This window comes from Dyella sp. (assembly GCF_035486915.1).
In the GTDB taxonomy this organism is placed as follows: Bacteria; Pseudomonadota; Gammaproteobacteria; order Xanthomonadales; family Rhodanobacteraceae; genus Dyella_B.
Genome location: NZ_DATHMR010000198.1, coordinates 1 through 14,364, shown reverse-complemented (window position 1 = coordinate 14,364; position 14,364 = coordinate 1). Strand labels below are relative to the sequence as shown.

At 59.1% G+C, this 14,364-nt stretch carries 10 protein-coding genes; 4 read left to right on the top strand and 6 right to left on the bottom strand.

Translation table 11 applies throughout. The annotated features are described in order from the left end of the window. The 5 genes from VK725_RS16250 to VK725_RS16230 all read right to left on the bottom strand — a co-directional run. A partial coding sequence (locus VK725_RS16250; RefSeq protein ID WP_325319101.1) for a fatty acid desaturase occupies positions 1-778 on the bottom strand: 778 nt, incomplete at its 3' end. Between the two features lie 329 nt (positions 779-1,107). Next, positions 1,108-3,816, bottom strand: coding sequence for a family 78 glycoside hydrolase catalytic domain (locus tag VK725_RS16245; protein WP_325319100.1), 2,709 nt, complete (start codon positions 3,814-3,816; stop codon positions 1,108-1,110). A gap of 130 nt (positions 3,817-3,946) precedes the next feature. After that, positions 3,947-5,449, bottom strand: coding sequence for an efflux transporter outer membrane subunit (locus VK725_RS16240; RefSeq protein ID WP_325319099.1), 1,503 nt, complete (start codon positions 5,447-5,449; stop codon positions 3,947-3,949). 11 nt (positions 5,450-5,460) lie between these two features. Continuing rightward, positions 5,461-7,041 (bottom strand): MDR family MFS transporter, encoded by a 1,581-nt coding sequence (locus VK725_RS16235; protein WP_325319098.1) that lies wholly within the window; start codon positions 7,039-7,041, stop codon positions 5,461-5,463. Further along, positions 7,034-8,173 (bottom strand): HlyD family secretion protein, encoded by a 1,140-nt coding sequence (locus VK725_RS16230; RefSeq protein ID WP_325319097.1) that lies wholly within the window; start codon positions 8,171-8,173, stop codon positions 7,034-7,036. The genes VK725_RS16235 and VK725_RS16230 overlap by 8 nt, the downstream gene beginning before the upstream one ends. A 99-nt stretch (positions 8,174-8,272) precedes the next feature. Between VK725_RS16230 and VK725_RS16225 the strand changes: the two genes are divergently transcribed. The 3 genes from VK725_RS16225 (at position 8,273) to VK725_RS16215 (ending at position 11,696) form a co-directional block, all read left to right on the top strand. Then, positions 8,273-8,992, top strand: coding sequence for a CerR family C-terminal domain-containing protein (locus tag VK725_RS16225; protein WP_325319096.1), 720 nt, complete (start codon positions 8,273-8,275; stop codon positions 8,990-8,992). A gap of 303 nt (positions 8,993-9,295) precedes the next feature. Then, a complete protein-coding gene (locus VK725_RS16220) occupies positions 9,296-9,514 on the top strand; it encodes a hypothetical protein (protein ID WP_325319095.1) in 219 nt (72 codons plus the stop codon). 43 nt (positions 9,515-9,557) lie between these two features. Further along, on the top strand, positions 9,558-11,696 hold the full coding sequence (locus tag VK725_RS16215) for an alpha-glucuronidase family glycosyl hydrolase (RefSeq protein ID WP_325319102.1): 2,139 nt from the start codon (positions 9,558-9,560) through the stop codon (positions 11,694-11,696). Between the two features lie 106 nt (positions 11,697-11,802). Here VK725_RS16215 and VK725_RS16210 read toward each other — a convergent pair whose 3' ends face one another. Further along, positions 11,803-12,198, bottom strand: a complete 396-nt coding sequence (locus tag VK725_RS16210) for a hypothetical protein (RefSeq protein ID WP_325319094.1) — start codon at positions 12,196-12,198, stop codon at positions 11,803-11,805. Positions 12,199-12,664: 466 nt separating this feature from the next. Between VK725_RS16210 and VK725_RS16205 the strand changes: the two genes are divergently transcribed. Beyond that, the coding region (locus tag VK725_RS16205) for an AI-2E family transporter (protein ID WP_325319093.1) at positions 12,665-14,364 on the top strand (1,700 nt) is incomplete at its 3' end.

Genomic DNA, 14,364 nt, shown 5'->3' with positions numbered 1-14,364 from the left:
GCTCCTGTTCGTCAAGCATGACATCGTAATGTGGAAGATTGTCCGCCACTGAGAGCCACATTCCTCGCAGAAACATCGTTATGGCAAGCGCAGGCCACCACGCCCCGTAGAGATAAAATGCGCACGCATGGAGTGCGACGGACAGCATCCAGTCACGTCGCATACTGATGCGCCGTTCCGTATTTCCGGCAAAACCAACAAACAGGCGCTGGACATCTTGGCTTATCGGCTCATCGCTGCGTAGCTTATGCGCGACAAGTCGGCACACCCAGGGGGCCGGCAGAAATGTGAGCAACGGCAGCGCAAGTTCCGCCAGGTACAGACCACCCAACAAATGGGCGTAATAGCCGATGCGAGCAAGGAGGCGATGCGTCACGCCATCATGCACGTCTGGCCGATCGAATGGTTCGCGTGTAAAGCGGTGATGCATCAGGTGACCGAAGCGCACGGCGTCGTACGGCAACACGAAGGCGATGGCCAACAAGCGCCCGACCCATTCGTTGAGCCGCCGTTGGGGAAATAACTGTCCATGAATTGATTCATGGATCAGCCCCCAATGCGTCGGTGTCAGCACCACGAGCGGCAGCGCGACCCACAGCGCGGACGCGCCCCATTGCCGCAACAAGAATGGCCATGCGATGAGCTGCATCAGCACGGCCGCAGCGACGAGCACAAGCAGCGCCATATTGGCGCGATGGTCGATGGGAACGCGCCGAGACGTTCGCCGTTCGGCCGCTGTCTGAGTGCCATCCATCCCTGCCGCTGTCTGGAGGTCCATCTTTTCCCCATAAATAGAGAATAGTTGCCGCATAAGCTAGCAGCGCTTTTTGACAGCTTAAAGAGCGTACCCGCGATTCAAGCCAATACACCACCGCCAATCCAAACCCATCGCGGCAACCGCCTATGCACGACCAGACCTCCAAACCCTGACCTAAATGTCAGCGACTGCCCGGCCCAAAGGGTCAATCGCGCACCGTGGACATCGCTCATGAGCCTTGGCCGGGGTCGCCTCCCCCAGCCTTAGTCCGTAAGGCAGTTTTGGGTCGAAAGCGGACGCTTTCGGCTGCCGCCATGGCCGATCATGTCCCCGAACTAATTTTCATCCAATTACCTAAAGCTAAAGTGTCCGGACTCTAGCTCGAAGCATGTGTCTGCGCCGCACGCACGCAATCCATGAATCCATCTCAATGTCGATAATGGGCGTCCTGATTCCGTCATGGCCTGCGGAGTCACCCCGGGTACGCGCACTTCGGCGGTGCTACCCAGGGGTACGTCTACGTCAAGCTGTAGTTTCCCTGACTTGTGGGACCACGCCACGGCGGTGCGGCCAAACGGCGTCATGGTGTCTGCTTGAGCACGATCCAGCCACGCAGTCAGTGCGGGATGTATGCCAATACGCTGCCATCCCGGCGCCAGTGGCCGCAAACCCGCAACATCTGCGAACAACCAATCGTCGATGGTGCCCAGGAAGTAATGCCCACGCGAGCGCGCGTCGAGTTTCCAGTGCTCCCACAGGCTTGTAGCGCCGTTTTCACGCCAATGGCCCCAACTGGGAAAGCTCGTCTGAGTGGCGACGATCCATGCAAGATCGGCGTGACCGGTGGCCGTAAGCGTCGGCAGTAGCAGCTTGGTGCCGAGTGCACCGGTGTCCAGGTGATCGTCGTGCGCGTGTACCGCTTGCACCAAAGCATCGACGACTCGCGCGCGTTGCGCTGTCGGAACAAGACCGAAACCTAGCGCGAGCAACTGGTGGGTTTGCCGCACACCGTCATCGCCTTGTCCGCGGTATAAACCCCGTGCCGAATCTAAGAATTGTTGATTAAAGGCTGCACGCACGCGTGCCGCCATCGCATCGAAGTGGCGCGACTTGTCGTCGTTGCCAAGAACGTGCTCGATCTGCGCCATCACGTCGGCCATGCGATAGAGATAGGCTGTTGCAGCAATGCGTTTGTCCTCTGGCGCATTGCCGCCATCGGCCGGCGTGTTGGGGCTGACCCAATCGCCCAACGCGGTATCTGCGATGCCTCCGGGCGAACGCGCATATTCAAGGTCGACGTAACGCGCCATGCCCTCGACGTGATCGGCCAAAACGCGACGATCGCCTCGCTGCCAGTACAGCGACCAAGGAACCAGCACATACGCCGCGTGCCACGGCGGCGCGCGTACATCGCCCCAACCCGGATTGGGTGCGATCAGTAGCGGTGCGCCGTCGGCGTTGCGCGCGTCGGCGATGTCCTGCACCCATTTGGACAGCAGCGTTTCGGCATCCACGTTGCGCAACATCATGTCTGCGCCGAGCATACCGTCGCCGGTCCAGCCGTTCTTCTCGTACATCGGCGTGTCGGTGGGTATGCCGTAAAGATTGTTGAGCACGGTGTCGACGGCAGCGGTGTGAATCCAGTCGAGCAAAGGATTGCTGCTACTGAAGTGACCGATCACTGGAACATCCGAGTGCACTACCTGAGCCGTTACCGCATCGAGCGACGGCGCGGCGCCAGGCCAACCGTCGACTTGCACGTAGCGGAAACCTTTCCAGGAAAAATGCGAGCGCCAGTGCTCTACGCCCTTACCGGCAAGCGCAATGCGATCTGTCTGCAAGCCGTGCTCGAAATAATGATGATCGTCGCGGTCATCGACACTGCCGTCGGGCAGCAGCTTTTCGCCGTAATGCAAAACGAGCGTATCGCCGGCGTGCCCCTGCACGGCCAACGTTGCCCATCCAGCGATGACGCGCGGAAAGGCAAACACGTAACTGCCACTACGCAGTTTAGTCACCGTAGTCGCCTGCAACGTCTGCACCACGCGCACCGGCGGTTCGCGCTGTGCTTGCAGTACGCCTTTCGGCGCGGGTAGCACCGCTGCCGCGTGCCAGTCGCGATCGTCAAAAGTCACCGTGTCGAAACCTTGTTGTGCACGGCGTGCGTCGTAGGTCTCGCCAGCGTATACGTCGTCCAGCAACGTCGGGCCGTCGTGAATGCGCCAGCTCGTGTCAGTACCGTCGAATTCGCAATGACCATCCGCGTAACACAGCTTCAGGAGAACGCGCACGCGCGGCTCACCGTGCCACGGCGCTTTTTCCCAATGCCACACATCTGGGTTGGTGAGCCCGTAGTAACCGCGCCCAAGTTCGATGCCAATGGCATTGGCCGATCCTTGCTGCAACAGGGCCGTTACGTCATGCGCAAGATAGAGCACGCGCTTGTCGTAGTCAGTGAAATCGGGCGAAAGCACGGCGTCGCCTGCGGGTTGCGCATTGATCGACACATCGGCGTGGCCGCCCGCCGCGACATACAGCCTCGCCGACTCCAAGCCACTCTTCACCGTGAAAACATGCCGCAACAACGGTGCAGCCAACGTACCGCCAGGAGGCTTGCCGATCCACTGCGCTCGAGACCATTGCTGCAATGAAGGCCCCGTTTCGAACCATGACGTGGCGCTCGCGTCACCGGCCGAGGTATGCGCGATCACTTTCCAGTAATACCGACTCGATGGTGTTAGTGCCGATCCCGCGTAAGGAATATCGAAAGAGGTATTGCCGGCAATGCGACCGCTGTCCCATATATCCGGGTGATCCGCTGCCAGCGCCGCCACGTTACGCGCTACTTCGATTCGATAACCTTGGGGTATCGTGCCGCGCGGCGCATTGACGACCACCCAGGCAAACGTCGGTGACGGTGTGTCAATCGACAACGGTTGCGCTTGGCGATCAGTGGTGAGCGATTGAAGCTCCAGATCGCTCTTCGCGTGAGCGAAAGACACACACATCAGCAACGCCACAAGCGTGAAAACACCGCGACGTCGCAGAGATGTGTTCATCCATTCCGACCTATTGTGCCCTTCGGAACGATTGTAGCTGTTGGAGGATCGAGGAAGGCTAGCCCGGGCATGTCCGCTTCGGGTCGAAGGCGGACCTTATGCGCGACAAAATCTTCGCTACCCTAAGTGCTCATCGTGCTGCTGGAGTCCAGCCGAGTCCCAGACTCTTCTGCAGCGACACGAAATCCTTTAGCAAATCCGCCTGCCCCTCGACCAGATTCTGTTGGGCGCTGAACTGCTCGCGCTCCGTATCCAGCAGATCGATCAACGAGGACGCGCCCGCGCCGTAACGTTGGCGCATGAGCGTCGCAGAACGATCGGCCGATGCTTCGATTTGTTGAAGACGCGCCACGCTGTCGCGCTGGTGGCCGTAACGGGATAGCGCGTTGTTGGCATCTTGCAGCGCGGCGAGCACGGTCTGCGTGTAGCGTGCAGTCGCCTCGTCTCGGCTCGCCTCAGCCTGACGGATGGCGCTTCGCGTACGCCCGAAGTCGAGTACATCCCATTGCAGATAAGGCACGCCCAGCCACGTGAGCGAACTTTTCCGCGTCAGATGTCCTGGATCGGAGGCGTTGGCGCCGATGAAACCAAGCATTGTCACTTTAGGAAACAGGTCGGCGGTGTGCTCGCCGATTTGTGCATTGCTCGATGCGAGCCGACGTTCGGCAGCGCGGATGTCCGGGCGTTGCTGCAACAGAGTTGCGGGATCATCGACAGCTACCGTCGCAGGCAAGCTCGGCAGCGACGCGGGCGCCGACAATTCGCTGTCCAGCGCGCCGGGAGCTTGGCCCGTGAGCAGGGCAAGCTGGTCCAGCGACTCGGTGATTTGTTCGTCGAGCGGAATCAGTGTCGCCCGCGTGGTTTCAACTTGTGTGGTCTGACGTTCGACATCCGCATCGGTGCCCACGCCGCGCGCACGGCGTTGCCGGATCAGTGCGAGCGTTTGCTGTTCAAGTTCCGCGGATTGATTGGCCAACGCGAGACGCTGTTGCTGATCGCGCAAGCCGATGTAGGCCTGAGCCACTTCGGCGGCCAGCGACACCTGCGTATCGGCAAGGTCGGCGTCGACCGCTTCGGCTTGGGCCGATGCCGCTTCGATCGCGCGGCGCGTGCCGCCGAACAGATCGATTTCCCAGGAAGCATCGAAGCCCGCGGAATACAATTGCAGCGGACCTTGCCCGCGCGAAGCGTTTGCGTTCTGGTTCGTTGACGACGCATTGCTGTTCGATTGCTGCAATGACTGCAGACCGGACAAGTCCGGTTCACGCATACGCAACGCTGCGGCATCTGCCGAAACGGTTGGTAGTTCTTGGGCGCGCTGCTGCTGCAACTGCGCGCGCGATTCGCGCAGGCGCGCCTGCGCTGCGTGCAGGTCTTGATTGTGTGCCAGCGCCGCGTCGATCAAGGCATCCAGCTTGGCATCGCCCAGCGTCGTCCACCACTTGCTCGGTGCGTGCGTCGGTGTAACACCGGCTGCCGGTGCGCGCACGAAGGTGTTGGCGCGCACGGCGCCGTTCGCCACTTGTGGCGCACCACGGTAATCGGGACCGACAGTACAACCTGAAAGCGCCGTGATCGTAGCGATCAATGCAACGAGCACAACCCTTGGCGGGGACAAACAGGTCCTAGACATGACAAACATCCTTAATGCCCCCCGCTTGCCGGCGCGTGATAGCTCGGCGTCTTCAGCAGCAGCGCAAGCGGTATGCAGCACGCCAATGCGATGGCGAGTATGTAAAAGGTTTCCGAAAAAGTGATCACCATGGCTTGCTGCTGGATCTGAGCGGCGAGCTGGCCCAGTGCGCGCATCTTCGAATACGCCATATCACCGGTACGCGTGAACCAATTGGCCGCGTAAGCCGCGATGCGCTCCTGACCGAGCAGCGAATTGGCAGTCAGCGACTCGCGGATGGCCGCCACATGAAACGTATTGCGCCGGTCGATCACCGTACCGATGATGGCCAGGCCGATCGAGCCGCCGAGATTGCGCGCCATGTTGTAGACGCCGGCAGCGTCTCCCGCTTCTTCGCGCGACACAGCCGCCATCGAGGCCTGGTTCAACGGCATGAACACCAGCATCTGGCCGGAGCCGCGAACCAGCTGCGACCATAGGAAATCGTGGCCGACGCTCTGCGCTGTCAGATGAATATCCAGCAAGCAGCTCACGACGAAACACAGCAGACCGATGATGGCCAATATTCGAAAATCGACCCTGCCTAGCAATCGCGGCAGTATTGGCATGACCAAAAAGGCCGGCAAACCGGACATCAGCATGATCCAGCCGGACTGCTCGGCGTTGTATCCCGCGATCAATCCAAGAAATTGCGGTATCAAATAGATCACCGAATAAAACACGCCACCGACCACGGTTACGATGATGATGACGCTGGCATAGCGTGGGTTTCGCAGCAGGCTCAAGCGCATCACAGGTTTTTTGGCGGTGAATTGCGAGATCGCAATCAACACCATGCCGGCGAACGACAACAGGCTCAGCCACACGATCATGTTCGATTCGAACCAGCGTTCGCGCTGCCCTTCTTCCAGCACGACGGTCAACGAGCTGAGGCCGGCGGAAAGTCCGACGATACCGACCCAGTCGGCTTGCTTCACGGCATCCCAATGCGGCCGATCCGACGGGAGGCCAATCAACAACAACGCGATCAATCCCAAGCACACCGGCAGATTGATAAAGAAACACCAGCTCCAACTGATGTTTTCCGTGAGCCATCCGCCAAGCACGGGACCAAGCAACGGACCGAGCAACACGATCAAGCCGAAGATCGTCATGCCGACTGGCAATTGCGACATCGGCAGACGGCTACGAATGATGGTCTGACCGGTTGGAATCATCGCTCCACCCGTCAGGCCCTGACCGATGCGGCCGATGATCATGGCCGTCAACGTGTGCGACAAGCCGCACATCATCGAAAACAGAATGAAAAGTATGGAACCGCCAAGCAAAAAATTGCGCAGGCCGAACACGCGCGTCAGCCATGCAGCAAGCGGAATGATCACGATCTCCGACATCAGATAGCCGGTCGAAATCCACGTGCCCTCGGTACCTGTGGCGCCGATTTCGCCCTGGATTTGCGGCAAAGCGGAATTGGTGATCGAGATGTCCAGCGTGGCCATCAATGCACCTAGCGCGCCAGCTGCTACGGCGATCCAATCCGCCACGCTGGCATGTTCGGGATGACTGGCCGATGTAGTGGCCGCCTCAGCCATGATGAGCGTCCGCCGTCGTAGGCTGTGCGTTGTCCGTCGAAGTGCGCGTATCCACGTCGACCGTCACCGACAATCCAGGCACCAGCAACTTGCGGGTTTGCTCATCGGCATCGAGGCGTATACGCACAGGGACGCGCTGCACGATCTTGGTGAAGTTGCCGGTCGCGTTTTCCGGCGGCAACAGCGCGAATTCCGAACCGGTACCCGGCGAGAAACTATCGACCACGCCGTGCAGGTCCGTATCGGGCAACGCATCGACATGGATGCTCGCGTGCTGGCCGGCGCGCATCCGGCCGATCTGCGTTTCCTTGAAATTGGCGGTGAGATAGACGCTCTGCACCGGCACGATCGTCATCATGCGCGTGCCGGGCTGCGCGTATTGCCCGACGCGTACCGTGCGATCGCCCACCCTGCCCGCGAGCGTGCTGCGGACCAATGTATCCTGCAGATCCAACTGCGATTGCCGCGCGGAGGCTCGCGCTGCCTCCAACTGCGCGCGCGCTTGAGCGATCTGCGCCGTCAGGTCGGTGATTCTTGCCTGCGCTTGATCGACGGCGGCGGTATCGGCCGCCAGCGTCGCGCGGGCTTGATCGCGATTGCTGGTCAACACCGACAGCTGGTCGCCGCTTTCTGCACCCGTGGATGCCAACGGCGCATAGCGGCGCACTTCGTCTTCCGCGTGGCGACTGGCGACCTGTGCGACCAGCAGTTGCGCTTTGGCCTGTTCGATCGCCGCACGCTGCTGCTGGATGCCGGCTTGCGCACGCTGGATATCCGCTTCGCGCGCATCGACGGTCGCCTGCGCCTGGTCCAACGCCGCCTGGTATTGCCGGCTATCGAGCCGCACAAGCGGATCGCCCGGCTTCACGGTCACGTTGTCGCCCACATAGACATCCGTGATGTAGCCGCTGACCTTGGGCGCTACGGTGACACTGTCCGCCTGCAGGTAAGCATCGTCGGTGCTCTGCATGAAGCGGCCGACGACCCACCAATAAGCCAGGGCGAGCACGGCCGCGACGAGCAGCACCAGACCGACAGGTAGCAGGAAACGACCAGCGTTCGATCGCCGTCCCGACTGAACGGCGGCGTCTTTGGATGCATCGGCCGATGTGGATCCGGTTGGTGCGGGCATGCCTGGTCGTCCCAAAATTATTCCAAGTGGAATATTTATTCCGATTGGAATACATTTGTCAAATGTTATCTTTGCCGAGTGAGCCGTAGAGAATTGCGAATGACCCAGACCAAGCGCCCTCGCCACCCGCCGGCTGGCGGTTATGCACGTGGCGACGAAACGCGCCAGCGGATCATCAATGCCGCGATAAAACTGTTCGGCGAGCACGGCTTCGCCGGCGCTTCGACGCGCGATATCGCCACCGCCGCCGGCGTCAACGCACCGGCGTTGCAGTACTACTTCGAAAACAAGGAAGGGGTCTATCAGGCCTGCGCCGAGTACATCACCAGCGACCTCAAGGCTCGCTTCGCGCCAGCCATGCAACAAGCCCGTGACGCACTGAAGGGCGAAGGCGACACAGACGCGTTGATCGATGCGTTCATCGGCATACAGGCGGTGACACTGGACACGGTGCTCATGCAACCCTTCGCATCAAGCCGGCGCCTATTCATTGCCCGCGAACTCGCCGACGAAGAACCGGCCATGGCCTCCAAACTGCTGCATCGACGACTGAAGCAGCCACTCAACAAAATGACCATCGCCTTGCTGTCGCGTATTCTTGGCACCGGCCCCAATGATCCGGTGTTGCGTATCCGGCTGCTCGCGGTAAAGGGCCAAATCATGCCGTTTTACCATCTCCCCAATGCATGCCTGGATATGCTGGGATGGAAAGAAATCGATGTCTCCAAAGGAGCCTTGCTCAAGGCGACCATACTCGATCAGACGCGCACGCTGCTGCAGGCTTGGCGTGTCACGCCAGGTGCTAACCATCCCGCCTGATCGCGCCGCGCCACAACTCACGCTTCTTTAAGCCGTTGCTCGATCATCGATGGCGAGTCGAACTCGCGTCGCGAGAGATATCTACTTTCATTGCGCCAGTAGTTTGCGATGCAACCTGCAAAGAAATGAGCACATGGCCGTCGGTGGGAACGATGACGCGCCCCAATTTCCGTCTCGCTAACTTTTTTGCATTGCGGCATGACGTGCCGCGAACTCAGCGGACAGTCCGACGCCATTCTTGTCAGCGGGAGGCTTCCCCGGTACTTTAATGGTAGCGCTAACATAGCTATCTACGAGAGGCGTATGAGCCTTGTTGTCGGACTCGATCTTGGCACTCAGAGCGTGGAGCTTGTCACGCACACCCAGTCGCTCGCATCGATCGCGAACGACGACCGCAGCCGTGAACAAAAAAGCGAATGGTCCCTCGGAGCGATCGGCGCCTGCTTTGCAATACTCGCCACGATTCTTCGCACATGGATCAGCGACAACGGCTACGGGCAGCGACAGCGCCATGCGAGATAAATCCCCTCGCCGTCGTTCGCTATCCCGCGCCTTCGCGGTCGTGATGTTGATCATGGCTATGGTTCTACACATGACACCAGCACGAGCCGAAGACGGATACGAGCTATGGCTGCGCTACCACCCGCTCGCCGTCGAGCAGGCCAACATCTACCGTAACAACGCTTCGCAATTGGTCGCAGGTTCCGCGACACCGACACAAGCTGTCATCCGCAAGGAATTGCAACGCGGCCTGCTTGGATTGCTCGGACAGGCTCCGCCAGTCTCGGATACGGTCACGCGCGACGGCGCGATCATCGTCGGCACACCCGCATCGTCGCCGCTGATCGCACGCCTGCGGTTGGACACCACCGACCTCGGTCGTGAAGGTTATTTGATCCGCCACGTTATCGTGGACGGTCACGCCGCAACGGCCATCATCGGCAACGACGACACGGGTGTGCTGTATGGCGCGTTCCATTTTCTGCGTCTGCTGCAGACCGATCGGCCCATCGATCATCTTGATTTGCGCGACCGCCCACGCGTCAAATTGCGCGTACTCGACCACTGGGACAACCTCGACGGCAGTGTCGAACGGGGCTACGCCGGCACCTCGATCTGGGACTGGTTCAAGCTCCCTGACTGGCTCGCGCCACGCTACACCGACTATGCTCGCGCCGACGCATCGATAGGCATCAATGGCGTGGTGCTCAACAACGTCAACGCCACACCTCTGATCCTTACGCCTGCATATCTGGAAAAGGTAGCGGCGCTGGCCAACGTATTTCGCCCCTATGGCATTCGCGTCTATCTCAGCGCTCGCTTCAGTGCGCCGATCGAAATCGGCGGATTGAAGACCGCCGATCCGCTCGCCCCGCAAGTACGACAATGGTGGCGCGCAAAAGCCGACGAGATCTACAAAGTGATTCCCGACTTCGGCGGTTTTCTCGTCAAAGCCAACTCCGAAGGTCAACCCGGTCCGCAGGATTACGGACGCACGCATGCCGATGGTGCCAACATGCTGGCCGATGCGCTCGCGCCACACGGCGGCATCGTGATATGGCGCGCATTCGTTTATTCGCAATCCAATTCCGCCGACCGCGCCAAACAGGCGTACGACGAGTTCAAATCCCTCGACGGCCACTTCCACGCCAACGTGCTGCTGCAAGTGAAGAACGGACCGATCGATTTTCAGCCGCGAGAACCCTTCAACCCGCTGTTTGGCGCGATGCCGAAAACACCGCTGATGATGGAGTTCCAGATCACCAAGGAATACCTCGGCTTTGCCACGCACCTGGTCTATCTGGGCCCACTTTACGAAGAGGTGTTGTCGGCTGACACGATGGCGCACGGCAAGGGCTCAACGGTCGCGAAGGTGATCGACGGCACGCTGGATGGTCACACGTTAACGGGCATCGCAGGCGTCGCAAACATCGGCAGCGACCAGAACTGGAGCGGCTCGGTTTTCAATCAGGCCAACTGGTACGTGTTCGGTCGACTGGCATGGAATCCCACGCAGTCATCGCGCGCCATCGCCGACGATTGGGTGCGAATGACATTTACCAACAACGACGCGTTCGTAAAGCCTGTCGTCGACATGATGATGGGTTCGCGCGAGGCAGCGGTCGATTACATGACACCGCTTGGCCTGCACCATCTCATGGGTCCCGGCCATCACTATGGCCCTGCGCCGTGGGATGCCAGCGAACCGCGCGCCGATTGGCGGCCCGTTTACTACCATCGCGCCGATAGCGAAGGCATTGGCTTCGATCGAAGCCGCGGCGGCAGCGATGCCGTCGACCAATACGCGCCACCGATCGCTGCGCAATTCAACGATGTGAAGCAGACGCCCGAACAACTGCTGCTATGGTTCCATCATGTTCCGTGGGACTACCGGATGCGTTCCGGCCAGACGCTGTGGTACGAGCTGGTGGCGCACTACACGCAAGGAGCCGATGACGTAAAGCGGATGCGCGAAACATGGAGCCATTTGGACGGCTATATCGATCCGAATCGTTACCAGCAAACCGCAACGTTTCTCACGATCCAGGAAAAAGAAGCACAGTGGTGGCGCGACGCCTGCATCGCGTACTTTCAGAGTATTTCGGGCCGGCCGCTACCGCCGGGCTTCGCGCCGCCGCAGCACTCGCTCAAATACTACGAATCCCTTTCATTTCCCTACGTACCGGGGCACTCATCATGGTGACCCTTGCGGTGACAGTGCGATCTACACGCTCTTCGGCAACATAGGCTTGCTGGCCGACCCTTTCAAACTCTTCGCTACGCAAATATGCCCTGACCAGGCAACACGCTTAGTTTCTTAATGACTCCCAGAGAGTGGCGACATCCGCTTCAGACAAGTAGCGCTTGAGTGGTGGTGCTGGGCTTTGTGCGTAGAAGTACATCGTCGCCGTGCCATGCGTCGACATGAACAGATCAAAGTGGACCTGTTGACCGTTTGGTTCGCGCAGGACAAGTCTCATAGTGATGACCGCGGGAGGCGTTTCCATCGATGCTCGCCACCCGGCGTCGTGCGCTTTCATCCAAGTCGACAATCGTGCCACCTGCTGCGGGCTCAACGATCGGATTGGAATACGGGGGCCATAGACAGATGCAGTCGCAACGTCGGGCATTGCGACAATGCTGTAACAACCAGTGAGACCAAGTACCAGCGTAACGATGAGGGCAATTCGCACCACGATCTGCATGATAACCTCTCCCTTGCTCTTGGCACCTCAAGTCAGCGCCGTTCTTGGATCGACATCCAACGAATGGGCCTAGTCTTCCGTTACCAGTCATTCTTTCGTGCACCAACTTATCGATCCTTCATTTGGCATTTTATTTGGTTTGCAGTGCCCACTTGAGGTCGAAAAAATACCTTCAGCGTCTACGCTAACTAGCAATCGATCGGGGCACTCGTTGATCTACCTAGCGACCAAAAGCGTATTTTTTGGAGGGTTTAGCCGCCTCATCGCGACATGATCTTCCTAAACTTTTTAATGATCTAGCGTATATCCTCGGAGGCAACGACGGTTATCCGTTGTAATTTACAATCAATAACTGTCAAAAGGCTCTTATTTGCGACAGTTATCCCTTTTAATTTGCGACCGTTATTGGCGGTAACACACATCATTTAGTGTTGGATCGATACCGTCGCCCATCGATATTTCCATCATGCCCCTCACGCCAGAGCCGCAACCCATCGCATCCGCGAGCCAAAGATCACTGACCGTCATCGCAACGGCGGCGGTGCTTGCATTGCTGTATTTCGGTAAGGACGTACTGGTTCCCATCATCCTGGCCTTGATATTGGCCTTGCTGATGGCGCCGTTCGTGCGCCTGCTGCAGAAGATGAAGTTGGGTCATACGTACGCTGTATTCATCGCCGCACTGTTGTTGGCCACAGTTGCAACGGGACTTATGACGGTCATCGGTTCCCAGATGGTGCATCTGGCAGAAAGTCTTCCCCAGTACGAAATAACCGTTCACGCCAAACTCCAGATGCTGCATGATCTGACCATAGGCCGTATAGAGACGATGCGGGGCGAAGCCGGCAAAGTCATCGACTCTTTGGGTGCCAACAGCAGCGCGCAGCTGCCACAGGCACAGCCAGAGGTGCCTTCATACACCCATGCGACGAATGCTCCCGCTTTTGCCATGCCCTGGAATGCGGTAAGGACAGTCCTGTCCTCCCTCTGGGGCCCACTGGAGACCGCGGGGATTGTGCTGGTCGTTCTTGTGTTTGTCTTGCTCGAATATGAGTCTTTGCGGGATCGTTTTATCCGTGCCATAGGCGGCGCTGATTTACGCGCCACGACCGTGGCGATCAATGATGCCGGCGAGCGCCTTTCTCGCTTTTTCATCTCGCAGTTTTCGGTGAATTTCGGCGTGGGTCTGGCGATATGGCTGGGACTGGCCGCCATCGGACTTCCCAATGCGCTGCTTTGGGGCGCGCTTACAGCTGTGCTGCGCTTCGTGCCTTACGTTGGCGTGTGGCTGGCCGCACTTCTTGCCGCCTTGCTGGCTGCGGCTGTTACCCCTGGATGGTCGCTGCTGTTCATGACGTTGGGTCTGTTCGTCATCGTTGAAGCGTTGGTGAGTCAGTTGCTGGAACCTCAGCTGTATGGTCACGCGACCGGGTTGTCGCCACTCGCCGTCGTCGTTTCGGCCATCTTCTGGAGTTGGCTTTGGGGACCTATGGGGTTGGTCCTGTCTACACCTCTAACACTTTGCCTTGTGGTGGTCGGACGACATGTCAGAGCGTTCACGTTGCTGGGAATTCTGCTAGGCGACACGCCGGCGTTGACGTTGCCGCAGCGGTTCTATCAGCGGGCACTTTCCGGGGACGCTGATGAAATCATAGCGTCCGCGCGCACTTTCTTAAGGCAAAGGTCGTTAGCCAAATACTGCGACGTCGTATTGTTGCCGGCGCTACAACTTGGGCAGATGGATCTTGCGCACAAAGCCATTGGTCCAGAACAACTGATCAAAGTGAGAACAGCGGTCGTCAAAGTCATCGAGTCGCTTGGCGGAGAAACGCCTTCGCAACCGTGGTGGCGCCATCGCACGTCCGTTCTCGACGATGACCTGGCGCATTACCTTCGGCAGCAGCGCGAGCATATCGCGGGACGTTGGCAGGGCCCACTTGTCGTACTGCCTGGATCGATCGTGCTGTGTATGAGTAGCGGCAGCCGCTATGACGATATAGCGACAGAGATACTTGTACGCATTCTTCGCGACCTTCGGGTCGATGCGCGAAATGCCTCTCTGAAAGATGTTGAAGACTTTGAAGGCGAAGGTCATCCGGAAGCGACGCCCGATGCCATTTCCATGATACATGTCGTCAACGCTTCCGGCGCCGGCGAGTGGGAGTC

Bases quoted from the DNA above. Each gene is read 5' to 3' on its own strand.
- VK725_RS16245 (WP_325319100.1), bottom strand. From the start codon at position 3,816: ATGAACACATCTCTGCGACGTCGCGGTGTTTTCACGCTTGTGGCGTTG.
- VK725_RS16240 (WP_325319099.1), bottom strand. From the start codon at position 5,449: ATGTCTAGGACCTGTTTGTCCCCGCCAAGGGTTGTGCTCGTTGCATTG.
- VK725_RS16235 (WP_325319098.1), bottom strand. From the start codon at position 7,041: ATGGCTGAGGCGGCCACTACATCGGCCAGTCATCCCGAACATGCCAGC.
- VK725_RS16230 (WP_325319097.1), bottom strand. From the start codon at position 8,173: ATGCCCGCACCAACCGGATCCACATCGGCCGATGCATCCAAAGACGCC.
- VK725_RS16225 (WP_325319096.1), top strand. From the start codon at position 8,273: ATGACCCAGACCAAGCGCCCTCGCCACCCGCCGGCTGGCGGTTATGCA.
- VK725_RS16220 (WP_325319095.1), top strand. From the start codon at position 9,296: ATGAGCCTTGTTGTCGGACTCGATCTTGGCACTCAGAGCGTGGAGCTT.
- VK725_RS16215 (WP_325319102.1), top strand. From the start codon at position 9,558: ATGTTGATCATGGCTATGGTTCTACACATGACACCAGCACGAGCCGAA.
- VK725_RS16210 (WP_325319094.1), bottom strand. From the start codon at position 12,198: ATGCAGATCGTGGTGCGAATTGCCCTCATCGTTACGCTGGTACTTGGT.